The 15,274-nt window shown below is 73.1% G+C and carries 12 protein-coding genes and 1 pseudogene; 5 read left to right on the top strand and 8 right to left on the bottom strand.

Annotation, left to right across the window (positions count from 1 at the left end):
- Window positions 1-57: 57 nt before the first annotated feature.
- From glpR to galU, 6 genes are all read right to left on the bottom strand, one after another.
- On the bottom strand, window positions 58-1,173 hold the full coding sequence (gene glpR, locus ACN20G_RS15205; RefSeq protein ID WP_424213315.1) for a gephyrin-like molybdotransferase receptor GlpR: 1,116 nt from the start codon (window positions 1,171-1,173) through the stop codon (window positions 58-60).
- A gap of 137 nt (window positions 1,174-1,310) precedes the next feature.
- Window positions 1,311-1,916 (bottom strand): GNAT family N-acetyltransferase, encoded by a 606-nt coding sequence (locus ACN20G_RS15200; RefSeq protein ID WP_424213314.1) that lies wholly within the window; start codon window positions 1,914-1,916, stop codon window positions 1,311-1,313.
- A 17-nt stretch (window positions 1,917-1,933) separates the two neighbouring features.
- The gene (locus ACN20G_RS15195) at window positions 1,934-2,530 is read right to left on the bottom strand and encodes a MogA/MoaB family molybdenum cofactor biosynthesis protein (protein ID WP_424213313.1); all 597 of its coding nucleotides are present in this window, start codon (window positions 2,528-2,530) and stop codon (window positions 1,934-1,936) included.
- Complete coding sequence (moaC, locus tag ACN20G_RS15190; protein WP_424213312.1) at window positions 2,527-3,006, bottom strand: cyclic pyranopterin monophosphate synthase MoaC; 480 nt, start codon at window positions 3,004-3,006, stop codon at window positions 2,527-2,529. The genes ACN20G_RS15195 and moaC overlap by 4 nt, the downstream gene beginning before the upstream one ends.
- A gap of 85 nt (window positions 3,007-3,091) precedes the next feature.
- Entirely contained in the window at window positions 3,092-4,498 is a 1,407-nt protein-coding gene (gene glp, locus ACN20G_RS15185; RefSeq protein ID WP_424213311.1) for a gephyrin-like molybdotransferase Glp, read from the bottom strand.
- A complete protein-coding gene (galU, locus tag ACN20G_RS15180; RefSeq protein ID WP_424213310.1) occupies window positions 4,495-5,406 on the bottom strand; it encodes a UTP--glucose-1-phosphate uridylyltransferase GalU in 912 nt (303 codons plus the stop codon). The genes glp and galU overlap by 4 nt, the downstream gene beginning before the upstream one ends.
- A 92-nt stretch (window positions 5,407-5,498) precedes the next feature.
- Here galU and ACN20G_RS15175 point away from each other — a divergent pair, with 92 nt between their 5' ends.
- Window positions 5,499-6,149, top strand: coding sequence for a 5-formyltetrahydrofolate cyclo-ligase (locus ACN20G_RS15175; protein ID WP_424213309.1), 651 nt, complete (start codon window positions 5,499-5,501; stop codon window positions 6,147-6,149).
- A 22-nt stretch (window positions 6,150-6,171) separates the two neighbouring features.
- Here ACN20G_RS15175 and ACN20G_RS15170 read toward each other — a convergent pair whose 3' ends face one another.
- Window positions 6,172-9,243, bottom strand: coding sequence for a penicillin acylase family protein (locus ACN20G_RS15170; protein WP_424213308.1), 3,072 nt, complete (start codon window positions 9,241-9,243; stop codon window positions 6,172-6,174).
- Between the two features lie 318 nt (window positions 9,244-9,561).
- On the opposite strand from ACN20G_RS15170, the gene ACN20G_RS15165 reads away from it, so the two are divergent.
- From ACN20G_RS15165 to ACN20G_RS15150, 4 genes and pseudogenes are all read left to right on the top strand, one after another.
- Window positions 9,562-11,106, top strand: coding sequence for a potassium/proton antiporter (locus ACN20G_RS15165; RefSeq protein WP_424213307.1), 1,545 nt, complete (start codon window positions 9,562-9,564; stop codon window positions 11,104-11,106).
- Window positions 11,107-11,484: 378 nt separating this feature from the next.
- Window positions 11,485-12,774: pseudogene (locus ACN20G_RS15160) on the top strand (MFS transporter); the annotation flags it as partial.
- A 229-nt stretch (window positions 12,775-13,003) separates the two neighbouring features.
- On the top strand, window positions 13,004-13,312 hold the full coding sequence (locus ACN20G_RS15155) for an FmdB family zinc ribbon protein (RefSeq protein ID WP_424213306.1): 309 nt from the start codon (window positions 13,004-13,006) through the stop codon (window positions 13,310-13,312).
- Window positions 13,313-13,426: 114 nt separating this feature from the next.
- Window positions 13,427-14,260, top strand: a complete 834-nt coding sequence (locus tag ACN20G_RS15150) for an S-methyl-5'-thioadenosine phosphorylase (protein ID WP_424213305.1) — start codon at window positions 13,427-13,429, stop codon at window positions 14,258-14,260.
- A 97-nt stretch (window positions 14,261-14,357) separates the two neighbouring features.
- On the opposite strand, the gene ACN20G_RS15145 is transcribed toward ACN20G_RS15150, so the two are convergent.
- Window positions 14,358-15,236 carry a hypothetical protein gene (locus ACN20G_RS15145; RefSeq protein ID WP_424213304.1) on the bottom strand — a complete coding sequence of 293 codons (879 nt, stop codon included), beginning with the start codon at window positions 15,234-15,236 and terminating at the stop codon, window positions 14,358-14,360.
- Window positions 15,237-15,274 lie beyond the last annotated feature (38 nt).

The following is a 15,274-nucleotide window of genomic DNA, read 5'->3' as shown; positions in this document are numbered from 1 at the left end:
ATTAGCACCCTCCGCCGGATGCTCCAAAATCCGCTGCCGCGCAGGTCGGAGGGGTGGTCACTCGTTGGCGGCGCGGGGGCGGTCCTCCGGTTCGCACTGGTCGAAGAGGGGGGTGCGGCCCGCGTCGCGGGGGCGGTGGGGGCGGGCCGGGCGCTCCTCGGGGGCGCGGTCCTCGCGCGGGGGCTTCGGGCGGGCGCCCTGGGCGCGCAGGCGGGGGTCGGTGGGTTCGGCGCTGCTGGAGCGGGTGGGGCTCCAGGGGTCGGCGGCGGGCGAGGCGCCGGCGCGGGGGGCGACCGGGGCCGTGACGTACGTGGGCAGCGGGACCGGGACGGGTTCCCAGCTCTCGCCGCGCGCCGGGCCGCGTTCGCGTTCGCGCTGTTGGTCCACCCACTCGGCGTGGTCGGTCTGTTCGACCAGGGCGCGCCGGCCGGCCTCCTGCGGGGTGAGCCGGGGGGCGGGTTCGGGTTCGGGGGTGTCCTCGTCGAAGACGGGTGCCGGTTCGGGGCGGCGCAGGCCGCGGCTCTCGCGCAGGCGGTGCGCGGCGGCCTCGGCGCGCTGGCGGTCCATGGTGAACGCGAAGCGGCGGCGTTCCTGCGCGCGCAGGTGCAGGATGTAGGCGCTCAGGAGGACGGCGGGCAGGGCGGGCAGCCACAGGAAGCGGCCGCCGAGGGCCACGGCGGCGAGCGCGGTGGCGGTGAAGAGGAGGAAGAGCAGGGCGGTGGTGCGCCGGCGGCGGGCCAGGGCCCGGGAGCGGCGCTTGCGGCGGGCCCGGCGTTCGCGTTCGACCGTGACGGAGCGGGGTTCGGCGCGGGTGGGCGGGGTCTCGGGGACGGGCGCGCGGGGCGGGCCGGCCTGGCCGGGTTCACCGGCGTGCGCGCCGGGCGCGGGCATGCCGAAGGCCCGAACGTCGGCGTCGACGGAATCGACTCGTTCCGTCACGGCGTCCGGGTCCGCGTGGGGCCGCTGCCCCGCCTCCTTGGCATCCCGTTCCCGCAGGTCCTTGGCGTACCGGCGCTCCATTCCCGCGCGACCCGACAGGAGCCGGATGGCGGTGGAGAAGCGTTCCGTCGGACGGGCCTCGTTCAGCTCGTCCTGCCTGCGGAGCCACATGGGCACCAAGTAGGCGGCCCAGGCCCCCACGATGACTGCGTAGATGAGGCCGCTGCTGCTCACACCTCACACCGTAGAGGGGCGCGGGCGGGCCCAACTGCCAATTGGTTCGGTGTGTCGCACGATCCGGCTGATATCACGGACTTTTTTTGTGATTCTCCGGATCGAATTATGGTCGATTCCCGAAAACATTCGAACACTTATTCGCTTTTCTTGGCGTGCCGGGCCGCGTGCCAGCGGTTCACCAGACCCTCCGGCACCTCCTCCGACGTCAACGCGTACACCAGGTGGTCCCGCCAGGCCCCGTCGATGTGCAGGTAGCGCGGGCGCAGGCCCTCCTCGCGGAAGCCCAGCTTCTCCGCCACCCGCCGGCTCGGCCCGTTCTCCGGCCGCACGCACACCTCGATCCGGTGCAGCCCCACCTTGCGGAAGCAGTGGTCCACCGCCAGCGCCACCGCCGTCGGCATCACCCCGCGCCCGGCCACCTCCCGGTCCACCCAGTACCCCACGTGCGCCCCGCACATCGAGCCCCAGGTGATCCCGGCCACCGTCAACTGCCCGACCAGCCGCCCCCGGTACTCGACGACGAACGGCAGCATCCGCCCCGCGTTCGCCTCGGCCCGCAGGTGGCGCACCATCTGACGGAAGGTCGGACGCCGCACCACCGGCCCCCACGGGGCGGGCGGCGGCACGGTCGCCTCCCACGGGCGCAGCCAGTCCCGGTTGCGCCGGTTGACCTCGCGCCAGTCCGCGTGGTCGCGCAGACGTATCGGCCGGAGGCTGACGTCCCCGTCGGTCAGCGTCACCGGCCAAGAGGGTCCGTTCAGCTTCCGCTCCCCGCGTCCGCTCGTGGGTGGTCGCCGCCGCGGATCTGGTCCACCGCGTGCAGCAGGATCCGGGACAGGACGGTCAGCCCGTCGCGCACCCCGCCCGTGGAACCCGGCAGGTTCACGATCAGGGTGTGCCCGGCCACGCCCGCCAGGCCCCGCGAGAGCGCGGCCGTGGGCACCTTCGCCAGGTTCTCGGCGCGGATCGCCTGCGGGATCCCCGGGATCTCGTAGTCCAGCACCTTCGCGGTCGCGTCCGGGGTGCGGTCGGTGGGCGAGATGCCGGTGCCGCCGGTGGTCAGCACCACGTCGTAGCCGGCCGCCACCGCCTCGCGCAGCGCCGCCTCCACGGGGTCCCCGTCCGGCACCACCAGCGGGCCGTCCACGGCGAAGCCCAGGCCCGTCAGGCCCTCGGCCAGCACCGGGCCGCCGCGGTCGGCGTACACCCCGCGCGAGGCGCGGTTCGAGGCCGTCACCACCAGCGCGCGCGGCGCGCGGGCCGCGTCCGGCGCCCGGTCCGGGGTGTGTTCGGGCGCGGGGCGCGCGCCGTCGTCGTGCGCGTGGCTGTGCGCCTCGCCGGCGCGCGGGCTCACGCCCGGCTCCAGTCGCCCGACTTGCCGCCGGTCTTCTCCTCGACCCGCACGTCGGTGATGACGGCGCCCTTGTCCACGGCCTTCACCATGTCGATCACCGTCAGCCCGGCCACCGCCACCGCCGTCAGGGCCTCCATCTCCACGCCCGTGCGGTCGGTGGTCTTCACGGTGGCGAGGATCTCCACCGCGTCGTCGGCGACCGACAGGTCCACCGTGACCCCCGAGACGGCCAGCGGGTGGCACAGCGGGATCAGTTCGGGGGTCTTCTTCGCGCCCATGATCCCCGCGATCCGCGCGGTGGCGAGGGCGTCGCCCTTCGGCACGCCCTCGCCCCGCAGCAGTTCGATCACCCGGGGCGCCACCAGCACGCGGCCACTGGCGCGCGCGGTGCGCGTCGTGACGTCCTTCGCCGAGACGTCGACCATGCGGGCCGCGCCCGCCTCGTCGATGTGGGTCAGCCTGCTCTGCGTGCTCATGCGCGGTACCGCTCCCGATCGGGGCCCCGCGCGTCACGCGGGGGGCCTCTGTGTGGGGGCCCACGCTACCCGCCCGGGGCCCGCCTCACCCGAGGAGGACCACCTCCACCTCGGTCCCCGGCTCCACCGACACCACGTCCTCCGGGACCACGATCAGGCAGTCCGCGTGGGCGAGCGCGGCGATCAGGTGCGAGCCCGATCCGCCGACCGGGGAGACCGTGCCCGAGACCGGGTCGTGGGCCCCGCGCAGGAACTGCCGGCGGGCCGCCGGCGACCGCAGGGCCGCGTCCGCCTTCAGCACCGCCCGCACGGTGGGCCGGCTCGGGTCCGGCAGGCCCATCAGGGCGCGGATCGCGGGCCGCACGAACAACTCGAAGGAGACGTAGGAGGACACCGGGTTGCCGGGCAGCGCCAGCAGCGGGGTGCGGTCGGGGCCGATCGCGCCGAAGCCCTGCGGCTTGCCGGGCTGCATCGCGAGCTTGCGGAAGTCCACGCCCCCGCCGGCCGTCCCCGCGGCCCCGTCCGAGTCGTCCGCACCGTCCGAGTCGGCTCCGTCGCCCTCGTAGGCGGTGGTGCGGCCCAGGTCGGCCGCGCCGACCCCGCCGAGGGCCTCCTTGACCACGTCGTACGCGCCGACGCTGACCCCGCCCGTGGTGACCAGCAGGTCGGCCCGGATCAGCTGGTCCTCGATGGTGTCCCGCAGCACGTCCGCGTCGTCGGCGACCGCCCCGACCCGGTAGGCCAGGGCGCCGGCGTCCCGGGCCGCCGCCGCCAGCGCGAAGCTGTTGGAGTCGTAGATGGCGCCGGCGGGCAGTTCCTCGCCCGGCTGGGTCAACTCGCTGCCGGTGGACATGACGACCACCCGCGGACGCGGGCGGACCGTGACGCTGCCCCGGCCGATCGCCGCGAGCAGCGCGATCTGCGGCGGGCCGAGCACGGTGCCGGCGGCCAGCGCCAGGTCCCCGGCCCGCACGTCGCTCCCCTTGTCCCGCACGTGCTCCCGGGTCCGCGCCGGACGGTGCACGCGGACCTCGCCCGCCGCGCCCTCCGGGGCGTCGGCGGCCGGGACCATGCCGAGGGTCTCGCCGACCCCCGCGCCGGTGCCGCCGTCCGTCCACTCCACCGGGACCACCGCGTCCGCGCCGGGCGGCAGCGGGGCGCCGGTCATGATGCGGGCGGCCTCGCCGGGGCCGACCTCGGGCAGCTCGCCGCTGCCCGCCGCCACGTCCCCGATCACGGTGAGCACGGCCGGGTGCTCCTCGGTGGCCGCCGCCACGTCGGCCACGCGCACCGCGTACCCGTCCATGGAGCTGTTGTCGAAGGGCGGCAGCGAGACCGGCACGGTCACGTCCTCGACCAGGACGCAGCCCTGCGCGTCGAGGAGCTGAAGCTCGATCGGCTCCAGCGGCCGGATCGTCGCGAGGATGTCGGCCAGGTGCTCGTCCACCGACCAGAGCCGGGCGGTGGGGTCCTGCGGTGCGGTGTTGCTCAAGACTGCTCCATCTCCTCCGTGACGAACGTCCGCAGCCAGGTGCGGAACTCGGGGCCCAGGTCCTCGCGCTCGCAGGCGAGACGGACGATGGCCCGCAGCCAGTCGCCGCGGTCCCCGGTGTCGTAGCGCCGGCCCCGGAAGACCACGCCGTGCACCGGACCGCCGACGCTCTCGTCGGCGGCCAGCTTCTGCAGGGCGTCGGTGAGCTGGATCTCCCCGCCGCGGCCCGGCTGCGTCTCCCGCAGTATGTCGAAGATCGCCGGGTCGAGGACATACCGTCCGATGACCGCGTAATTGCTGGGCGCCTCGCCCGGCTCCGGCTTCTCGATCAGGCCGGTCACGCGGACCACGTCCGCGTCGTCCGTCGGGGTCACGGCGGCGCAGCCGTACAACCGGATCTGCTCCGGCTCGACCTCCATCAACGCGATCACGGTGCCGCCGAGCAGCTCGCGCACCCGCGTCATCCGGGACAGCAGCGGGTCGCGCGGGTCGATCAGGTCGTCGCCGAGGAGCACCGCGAAGGGCTCGCGGCCCACGTGCGGCTCCGCGCACAGCACCGCGTGCCCGAGGCCGCGCGGGTCGCCTTGGCGGACGTAGTGCATGGTGGCGAGGTCGCTGGACTCCTGGACCTTCTTGAGCCGGTCGTCGTCGCCCTTGGCGATCAGCGCGGACTCCAGCTCGTGGTTGCGGTCGAAGTGGTCCTCCAGCGGACGCTTGTTGCGACCCGTGATCATGAGCACGTCGTCCAGCCCCGCCGCCACCGCCTCCTCCACCACGTACTGGATGGCCGGCTTGTCCACGACCGGGAGCATCTCCTTCGGCGTGGCCTTGGTCGCGGGCAGGAAACGGGTGCCCAGCCCTGCGGCCGGAATGACGGCCTTCTTGATCACGGGGCGCGACGGAGTCATGGTCAGCACGATAGAGGGTGCACCTGGGTCGAACATGTGCCTCAGGGAAATTCCTCAGTACTTGTCCCGCTAAGAGACGGAATCGAGCCGGCGTGCAGCCCCACCCGACCCCCCAGCCCCACCCCGACGGCCCCACCGACCCCGCCGACCCCGCCGCCAAGGCCGCGCTCCGGCGCGAGCTCCTGCGCGCCCGCCGCGCCCGCTCCCCCGAGGATCGCGCCGCCGACGCCGACGCCCTCGCCGGCCGCGCCGCCGCCCTGCCCGAACTGGCCGGGGCCCGCACCGTCGCCGCGTACGTCTCCGTCGGCACCGAACCCGGCACCCGCGCCCTGCTCGACGCCCTGCGCACGGCCGGGGTCCGCGTGCTGCTGCCCGTGCTGCTGCCCGACGACGACCTGGACTGGGCCCCCTACGAGGGGCCCGGGGCCCTGGTCGCGGCCGGGCGGGAGGGCAGCCGGCTGCGGCTGTGGGAGCCCGCCGGGAGGCCGCTCGGGCCGGCGGCCGTGCTGGACGCGGACGCCGTGCTGCTGCCCGGGCTGGCCGTGGACGGGCGCGGGATGCGGCTGGGCCGGGGCGGCGGCAGCTACGACCGGGTGCTGGCCCGGCTCGCGGCGGCCGGCCGGAACCCGGCCCTGGTGGTGCTCCTCTACGACGACGAGGTGGTCGCGCGGGTCCCGGAGGAACCGCACGACCACCCCGTGCGCGCCGCCGTCACCCCCTCGGGGGTCCGGCGCTTTCGCTAGCTCGCCGTCACGCGCCCCCGGGTCAGTTGCCCGGGGTCAGCGTGAGGGTGTCGACGGTGGCCTTGTCCACCGCGGCCTTCCCGAACGGCCAGTCGAGCAGTTCGCCCTTGGCCCACATGTCGGTCTGGTCGTAGTAGTTCGGGTGGTACGCGTGCCCGGAGGCCCCGGTCAGGTTGATCCAGCGGGACTTGTCCAGGTCCTTGAGGTTCACGACCATCCGCATGGACGGCACCCAGGTCACCCCGTAGCCCGAGGACGCGTTCCAGCCGGTGGCGTTGACCGTGGCCTCGCCGCCGCCCAGGTTCCACGGACCCCGGTTGAGCAGCCACTTCACGGCGGAGGGGCCCTCGGTGCCCAGGGTCTGGTTCTTCAGGGTCAGCTGGTGCAGCCGGCCCCAGGACCAGGCGTCGGTGTCCTTGCCGAGGGTGGCCGTCAGCTCCCAGCGCGCGTCCGTCATGGCCCGGGCGAAGAGCTGGTCACGGGTGGTGGCCTCGGGGGCCTTGCGGGTCCCGGGGGCCTTCCACCACGGCGACTTCTCGTCCTTCAGCAGGTTGCGGACCACCTCGAACCAGCGGTCGCCGCCGTCGGGCTGCGCCGAGTCCGGACCGCGCTCGCCGCACTCGCGGACCACCCGGGACAGGTCGTCGGCGGGGCCGGCGGCGTTGGCCGGGACGTTGGCGCAGGAGCCCTCGACCCGCAGCTCCTTGGGCATCTTGTCGCCGAAGGCCAGCTTCAGGATGTTGCGCCAGACGGCGTTGAAGTACGCGGCGGCGGCCGAGTCGGGCTCCTGCGTGTAGTTCCAGCCCTCCAGCAGGCGCTGGGCCTCGCGGACCTCCGGGTCGTCGACGTCGATCTTCAGCAGGATGGGGGTGAGCAGCGTGGCGATCTCGCTGCTGTTGTCCATCTGCATGGTGCGCATGTCGTCGGTGGAGATCTTGCCGCCGCCCTTGATCTTCGCCTCGATGAGGTCGTTGATCCGCTGCGAGCGGGTGCCGTAGCCCCAGTCGGTGGTCAGGGTGTACGGGTAGCCGCCGGCGCTCGCGCCGGGACCGTTGCCCGTGCCCGTGCCGGTGCCCGTGCCGTTGCCGGTCCCGGTGCCCGTGCCGTTGCCCGTGCCCTTGTCCTTGTCGGCGGCCGGGGTCGACTTGATGACGGCCTGGTTCGCCGTGACGATGTAGCCGCGGGCCGGGTTCAGCTCCCAGGGCAGCTCGTCCTGCGGGATCCAGCCGCCGTCGCCGTCGCGGGCGGTGCCCGTCCCGGTGCCGGTGCCGGTGCCCGTGCCCGTGCCGGTGCCGGTACCCGTTCCGGTGCCCGTGCCCGTGCCGGTACCCGTGCCGTCAGGGTCCTCCTTGGGCTTGGCGCCCTTGGAGTCGGCCTTCCACGCGTACGCCGAGTCCCAGCCGGGGGCCGGGCTACGCCCGTCGCCCTTGCCGCGGATCGGGATGCGGCCCGGGGCCTGGTAGCCGATGTTGCCGTACTGGCCCTTGTTGTCCGCGTAGATCAGGTTCTGCGAGGGGACCTCGAACTCGGCGGCCGCCGCGCGGAAGCCGGTGAAGTCCTTGGCGCGGTCGATCTTGAAGACGGCGTCCATGGACTTGCCCGGGTCCAGGGCGGTCCAGCGCAGCGCGATGCCGTAGCCGTTGCCCCGGTCGGGGGCGGAGCCGTCCACGGGGGCTCGGACGCCGACGGTGGACAGCTCGGAGCTGCGGTCGGAGATCAGCGGGCCGTTCCCGGTGGAGCGCACGGTGATCTTCTTGCTCTCGCCGCCCGCGACCTTGATGACCTCTTCGCGGGTGGTGAACGGGACGGTCTTGCCGTCGCGCAGGTAGCCGTCGGGGCGGACCTGCTCCAGGAACAGGTCGCTCACGTCGGCGCCCAGGTTCGTCATGCCCCACGCGATGTCGCCGTTGTGGCCGATGACCACGCCGGGCATCCCGGAGAAGGTGAACCCGGCCACGTCGAAGCTGCACGCGGCGGACTTCGTCTTGCAGTGCAGGCCCATCTGGTACCAGACGGAGGGCAGCTGCGGGGAGAGGTGCGGGTCGTTGGCGAGCAGCGGCTTGCCGGTGGTCGTGTACTTGCCCGAGACCACCCAGGAGTTCGAGCCGATGCCGGAGCCGTTCGGGCCGAGGATCGCCGGGACCTGGTCCAGGGTCCTGGCCAGGGCGCCGAGCTGGGCGCGGACGCCCTCGGCGGCGCCGGGCAGGGAATTGGTGCCGGAGGTCTGCGGGGCGAGGCCGTTGGTCCCGGTGCCGCCCGTGCCGTTGGTGCCGGTGCCGCCGGTGCCCGAGGTCCCGTTGCCCGTGCCCGTGCCCGTGTCGCCGTCGCCCTTGGCGGCGGTGAAGCCCTCGGTGCCGACCTTGCCGCCGTCCACGATCGGCCGGTTCCGCTCGAAGGGGTACGGCGGGTAGAGCTGGTCGATCTGCGCCTGCGTCAGCTTGCCCGCCATCAGCGCGCGGTCGATCTCGTCCTGCATGTTCCCGCGCAGGTCCCAGGCCATGGCCTTGAGCCAGGCCACCGAGTCCACCGGCGACCACTGCTCGGGCACGTAGTCCTCGGTCAGCTTCAGCGCGGCGTGCTCGACGGACAGGTCCTTGCCGGACTTGCCCTTGAGCCAGGCGTTGACCCCGTCGGCGTAGGCGGTGAGGAACTTCTTGGTCTCGGGGCTGAGCTTCTTGTCCCACTCCTCCTGGGCGACCTTGCGCCAGCCCAGGGTGCGCAGGAAGGCGTCGGTCTCGACCTGGCCCTCGCCGAACATCTCGGAGAGGCGCCCGGAGGTCATGTGCCGGCGGACGTCCATCTCCCAGAAGCGGTCCTGGGCGTGCACGTAGCCCTGGGCGCGGAAGAGGTCCTCGTCGGTGTCCGCGTAGAGCTGCGGAATGCCGTTGGCGTCGCGCTTGACCTCGACGGGCTTGGCCAGGCCGGGGACGGCCAGTTCGCCGCTGGTCTGGGGGTACGAGGCCCGGACGTTGTCCACGGTCCAGTACGCCCCGTAGCCGAGGCCCGCGACGAGTACCAGCACCAGGAGGAGCACGATCAGACGGGCGCGTCGTCCCTTCTTCTTGGTGGAGGGAGCGGATTCTGTGGCGGGCATCGCTGTCCTTAGAGGGGCAGGGTGGTCCTGAGTGCTGGGAGCAACCATAGGCGCAGGACCCGCCGGTCCCTTCCCCCAGGTGGCCGCAGGAAGTCCCGACACACCGAGCACTACGCCGAACAGGCGTTTCACAATGTGGTGAGAGGCGTCAAGGAACCGTCAAAGATTAGGTAAGGTAACGAAGTACTTGTGTCGCGCGCCCGAACGCGCCGCGCCCGTCGGTTCGATGCCGGCGGCCCCGGCCGGCGGGTGCCCCGAGGAAAGGGTTGATCGCTGACCGTCCACCAGCTCAACGAGCTCCTGCTGGTCTGCTCGCTCGTGCTCCTCGTCGCCGTGGCGGCGGTGCGCGTGTCGTCCCGAAGCGGCCTGCCGAGCCTTCTGATCTACCTCGGCATAGGCATAGCCATGGGTCAGGACGGCATCGGCAACGTCACGTTCGACAACGCCGAGCTCACGCAGGTCATCGGCTACGCCGCCCTGGTCGTCATCCTGGCCGAGGGCGGTCTGGGCACGAAGTGGAAAGAGATCAAACCGGCCCTGCCCGCGGCCGTGATGCTCTCTCTGGTCGGCGTGGCCATCAGCGTCGGGGTGACCGCCGCCGGCGCGCACTACCTCGTGGGGCTGGAGTGGCGGCAGGCGCTGTTGATCGGCGCGGTGGTCTCCTCGACGGACGCGGCGGCCGTGTTCTCGGTGCTGCGCAAGGTGCCCCTGCCCTCGCGGGTGACGGGCGTACTGGAGGCCGAGTCCGGCTTCAACGACGCGCCGGTGGTCATCCTCGTCGTGGCGTTCGCGACCGTCGGCCCGGTGGACGACTGGTACCTGCTGCTCGGGAAGATAGCCCTGGAGCTGGCGATCGGCGCCACGATCGGTCTCGCGGTGGGCTTCCTCGGCGCGTACGGGCTGCGGCACGTGGCCCTGCCGGCCTCCGGCCTGTACCCGATCGCCGTGATGGCGATCGCGGTGGCGGCGTACGCGGCGGGCGCGATGGCGCACGGTTCGGGCTTCCTCGCCGTCTACCTGACCGCGATGGTGCTGGGCAACGCGAAGTTGCCGCACTGGCAGGCGACCCGGGGCTTCGCCGACGGGCTCGGCTGGATCGCCCAGATCGGCATGTTCGTCCTGTTGGGCCTGTTGGTGACGCCGCACGAGCTGGTGAACGACTTCTGGCCGGCGGTGGTCATCGGTCTGGTGCTGACGATGGTGGCGCGGCCCCTGGAGGTCTTCGTCTCGCTGCTGCCGTTCCGGGTGCCGTGGCAGGAGCAGACGCTGATGTCGTGGGCGGGCCTGCGCGGCGCCGTCCCCATCATCCTGGCCACGATCCCGATGGTGTCGGGGATCGAGGGCAGCGACCGGGTGTTCAACATCGTCTTCGTGCTCGTGGTGGTCTACACGCTGGTGCAGGGGCCGACGCTGCCCTGGCTGGCGCGCAAGCTGCGGCTGGGCGATCCGGCGGAGGCCGCGTCCGACCTCGGCATCGAGTCGGCGCCGCTGGAGAAGCTGCGCGGGCACCTGCTGTCGTTCTCGATCCCGGCCGCCTCGAAGATGCACGGCGTGGAGATCCACGAGCTGCGACTGCCGGCCGGGGCCTCGGTGACCCTGGTGGTGCGGGACGCGGAGAGCTTCGTGCCGCAGCCCTCGACCGTGCTGCGGCGCGGGGACGAGCTGCTGGTGGTGGCCACGGACCCGGTGCGGGACGCGGCGGAGGAGCGGCTGCGGGCGGTGGCGCGCGGCGGCAAGCTGGCCGGGTGGCTGGGCACGACGGGCGCGGTGGCCGGACACGCGGCCGGCGGCGGCGCGCGGGCCGGGCACGGGTCGGGCACGGGCGCGGGGCCGGGCGCCCGGCGATCTTCGTCACGTACCTGACAGACCGGGCGGAGCTGCGAAATCCGTACGAATCCGGCCGCCTTACCGAGGGAAACCGCAGCTTTCACGCCGGTTTCCAAGATCGGGGGATGTGAAGTCCCCGTTAATCGCAGGTGAAGACACGCCTTGTCAGCACAATCACAGGGCGTGTCCCCTTTTTCCCCTGTACGATCGAAGGACACACATCGAACCAACTCTGCCTGACGCAGAGCTGGCGCGACCGCTCGGCGGCCGTGGCACCCCCCGCAGTGGGTCCCCGGTATCACTCGGTCCGGCGCAAGAGGACAGCTCTCGGAGCTCCCACATGTACGGGCACGACCCACAGGCCGTGTCGTCCGCAGACGGGGACGCTCTACCAGGCGGTGGAAAGGCAAGGCCGTGGCATCCGTCACGACCGACCAGCACGACAAGTCCGAGAACTCCTCCCCCGCCGCCGACCGCCCCACGAAGGCCAAGGTCGGCTACGGACAGCTCCTGCGCACCCCCGGCGCGCTGGGCTTCGTCCTCCCCGGGTTCGCCGCCCGCCAGCCCTTCGCGATGCTGGCCATCGGCATCCTGCTGCTCGTGCAGCACACCACCGGCTCCTACGGCGACGCGGGCATCATCGGCGCCGTCACCGGTGTCTCCATGGCCCTGCTCGCCCCGCAGATGGGCAAGCTCGCCGACCGCTTCGGCCAGGCCGCCGTCCTGATCCCCGCGGTCCTCGCGCACGCCGCGTCCGTGGCCCTGCTCGTCACCCTGGCCCTGCTCGGCGCCCCGCTGTGGGCCCTGGCCCTGTCGGCCGTGCTGACCGGTGGCTCGGTGCCGCAGGTCGGCCCGATGGTGCGGGCCCGCTGGACCGCGAAGCTGGAGGGCGAGCGCTCGGCGCTCATGCCCACCGCCGCGGCCTTCGAGTCGGTCACCGACGAGTTCACCTTCGTGGTCGGCCCGGTGCTGGCCACCGCCCTGTGCGCGGGCGTCCACCCGGCGGCCGGTCTGGTCGCCGAGGCCGCGCTGACCCTGTTCGGCGGCCTGTTCTTCGCGGCCCGCCGCTCCTCCCAGCCCAAGCCCCACGGCCGGCACTCGGCGGACGGCCAGAAGCACGCCTCCGCGCTGTCCGTCCCCGGTCTGCGCGTCCTGATCATCGCGTTCGTCGGCATCGGCGCCGTCTTCGGCGGCATGCAGGTCTCGCTGGCCGCGTTCTCCCAGGAGATCGGCAACCCGGGCGCCAACGGCCTGCTGTACGGCGTCTTCGCCGGCGGTAACATGATCGCCGGCATCGCCTGCGGCATGATCGCCTGGAAGATCGGCCCGCGCCGCCGCCTGATCCTCGGCTACGTCGGCCTCGCCGCCGCGGCCTCGCTGCTGTGGACCGCCGACTCGGCGATCCTGCTCGGCGCCCTCGGCCTGATCGTCGGCCTGTGCATCGCCCCGGCCCTGATCACCGGCTACACCATGGTCGAGACCCTGGTCCCGCACAACGCCCGCACCGAGGCGTTCACCTGGCTCACCGGCGCGGTCGCCTTCGGCCAGGCCGGCGCGATGACCGTGGCCGGTCGCCTGACCGACGCCCACGGCTCCACGTACGGCTTCCTGGTGCCCGCCGGCGCGACCGTGCTGGCCCTGCTGACCGTGCTCGCGCTGCGTTCCAAGCTGGCCCCGCACGGCCCGAGCCGGATCGTCAGCAAGTCCGCGCCGCAGGCCGGACAGGCCGACCGGAGCCACGGAACGGTGGCGTCCGATTCTTCTCCCGAGATGACCGTGGAGAGCCCGAAGGCCATGGCGGACAAGGGTTCCGGGGCCGCGCGCGAGCGTGGCGTCGGTCACCGCGTCCCGGTGACGGTGGACTGAACGGGCGGAATACGTCACCATGGACCGTCGTTAGCACTCATCGAGTCAGAGTGCCAGGAGGAAATTCGTGCCGACCTACCAGTACCAGTGCACCGAGTGCGGTGAGGGCCTTGAGGCCGTGCAGAAGTTCACCGACGACGCGCTGACCGAGTGCCCGAGCTGCCAGGGACGCCTCAAGAAGGTGTTCTCCGCCGTCGGGATCGTCTTCAAGGGCTCCGGTTTCTACCGGAACGACAGCCGCGGCTCCTCGTCGAGCTCCACGCCGGCCTCGTCCTCGAAGACCTCGTCCGCGTCGACCACCTCGGGAACGTCGAGCACCACCTCGACCGCCGCCCCGGCCGCGTCGAGCACGAGCTCCTCCACCCCCGCCGCCTAAACGCGCGCACCAGGCCACGCCGGGCCCCGCACCACCCCGGACCGAACAGGTCCCGGGCGGGCAGCGGGGCCTTCGGCGTGCCCGGATACTGTGGGCGCCATGAGCAACGCTGTCATGAGCAACGCAGAGATCGGCGTCATCGGCGGGTCCGGGTTCTACTCCTTCCTGGAGGACGTGACCGAGGTCGCCGTGGAGACCCCGTACGGCGCCCCCAGCGACTCCGTCTTCCTCGGCGAGCTGGCCGGCCGCAAGGTCGCCTTCGTGCCCCGACACGGCCGCGACCACAAGGTCCCGCCGAACCGGATCAACTACCGGGCCAACCTGTGGGCGCTGCGCTCCCTGGGCGTGCGCCAGGTGCTCGGGCCCTGCGCCGTCGGCGGGCTACGCGAGGAGTTCGGGCCGGGCACCCTGCTCGTCCCCGACCAGCTCGTGGACCGCACCAAGGCCCGCGTGGGCACCTTCTTCGACGGGCTGCCGCTGCCGGACGGCACCGTGCCCAACGTCGTGCACACCACCTTCGCCGACCCCTACTGCCCGGTCGGGCGTCAGGTCGCGCTGGCGGCGGCCCGGGGACGGGACTGGGAGCCGGTGGACGGCGGCACCATGGTCGTCATCGAGGGCCCGCGCTTCTCGACCCGCGCCGAATCCCGCTTCCACGCCGCGATGGGCTGGTCCATCGTGGGCATGACCGGCCACCCCGAGGCCATCCTGGCCCGCGAGCTGGGCCTGTGCTACACCTCGATCGCCCTGGTCACGGACCTGGACGCGGGCGCGGAGACCGGCGACGGCGTCTCGCACACCGAGGTGCTGAAGGTCTTCGGCGAGAACGTGGGCCGGCTGCGCGAGGTGCTCTTCGACGCGGTGACGGCGCTGCCGCCGTCGGCCGACCGCGACTGCCTGTGCACCCACGCGCACGACGGCTGGGACCTGGGCATCGAACTGCCGTAGGCACCCGCCCGCGCCCGACGCGCGAGACGCCCCGATCCGACCGGTCTCCTCCGGTCGGGGCGGGGCGTCGGCGTGCGGGCGTCGGCGTGCGCCGCCCTTACGCGGGCTTCGCGCAGATCACGTCGAAGGGGCGGCCGATGGACATGGTCAGCTTCATCGGCTCGGTGGTGCCGGCCGGGCACTGGGACTCCAGCTTGACCAGGTCGAGGACCTTGTAGGCGCCGCTGCCGGCGCTCGCGCAGGCCACTTCCTTGGCGGTCTCGGTGATGCAGTCGCCCTTGACGAGCTGGCCGCCGCCGGCGCCCGCGTCACCGGGGTGCGGGTCCTTGAGGTTGCGGCCGCAGACCGTCTGGGTGGGCAGGCCGCCGTCCTTGTTGCCGCCGAAGGTGCGCTTGACCTGGATGATCAGGTCGGTGCCGGCGGGGCACTGCACGGAGCCGGGCAGGATGCTCGCCTCCTGCACCTCCAGGGCCTTGAAGGTGGCGCCGGACTCGTCGCAGTCGAAGTCCGTGTAGCCGTCCGGCCGGTCCTCGGGGTCGGGTCCGCCGCAGTCCCCGACCTTCCACGGACCGGCCTTCTCCCCCTTGGAGGAGGAGTGCGAGGCGGAGGGCGAGGCGGTGGGCTTGTCGGAGCCGCCCTTGTCGTCGCCGACGATCTTCGAGAGCCCGTAGCCGGCGCCTATCAGCAGCACGAGCAGCACGAGCACGCTCACCAGGCCCTTGCCCTTGCCGGGCGGCGGGGTCGGCCGGCCGGGCGGCGGACCGCCCCAGCCGCCGGGCGGCGGCGGGGGCTGCCCCGGGCCGCCGTAGGGATTGCCGGGCGGCGGGCCCGGCTGCCCGTACGGGTTCCCGGGCGGCGGGCCCGGCTGACCGGGGCCGGGACCGTAGGGGTTGCCCGACTGGCCGTACGGGTTGCCCGACTGGCCGTAGGGGTTGTTCGGCGGGGGCTGACCCGGACCGGGGCCGTACTGCGCCATGCGTCGTCTCCTTGGGGGCGGTGTTCGAGGGTGTCGAA

The sequence above is a fragment of the Streptomyces dryopteridis genome, assembly GCF_049606955.1.
Taxonomy (GTDB): Bacteria; Actinomycetota; Actinomycetes; order Streptomycetales; family Streptomycetaceae; genus Streptomyces.
The sequence above is the reverse complement of the archived record's forward strand: the minus strand, read 5'-3'. Positions and strand labels throughout refer to the sequence as shown.

What these genes read in the sequence shown, in the direction of transcription:
- ACN20G_RS15145 (WP_424213304.1), bottom strand. Translation starts at nt 15,236, where the DNA reads ATGGCGCAGTACGGCCCCGGTCCGGGTCAGCCCCCGCCGAACAACCCC.
- moaC (WP_424213312.1), bottom strand. Translation starts at nt 3,006, where the DNA reads ATGAGCACGCAGAGCAGGCTGACCCACATCGACGAGGCGGGCGCGGCC.
- galU (WP_424213310.1), bottom strand. Translation starts at nt 5,406, where the DNA reads ATGACTCCGTCGCGCCCCGTGATCAAGAAGGCCGTCATTCCGGCCGCA.
- ACN20G_RS15150 (WP_424213305.1), top strand. Translation starts at nt 13,427, where the DNA reads ATGAGCAACGCAGAGATCGGCGTCATCGGCGGGTCCGGGTTCTACTCC.
- ACN20G_RS15170 (WP_424213308.1), bottom strand. Translation starts at nt 9,243, where the DNA reads ATGCCCGCCACAGAATCCGCTCCCTCCACCAAGAAGAAGGGACGACGC.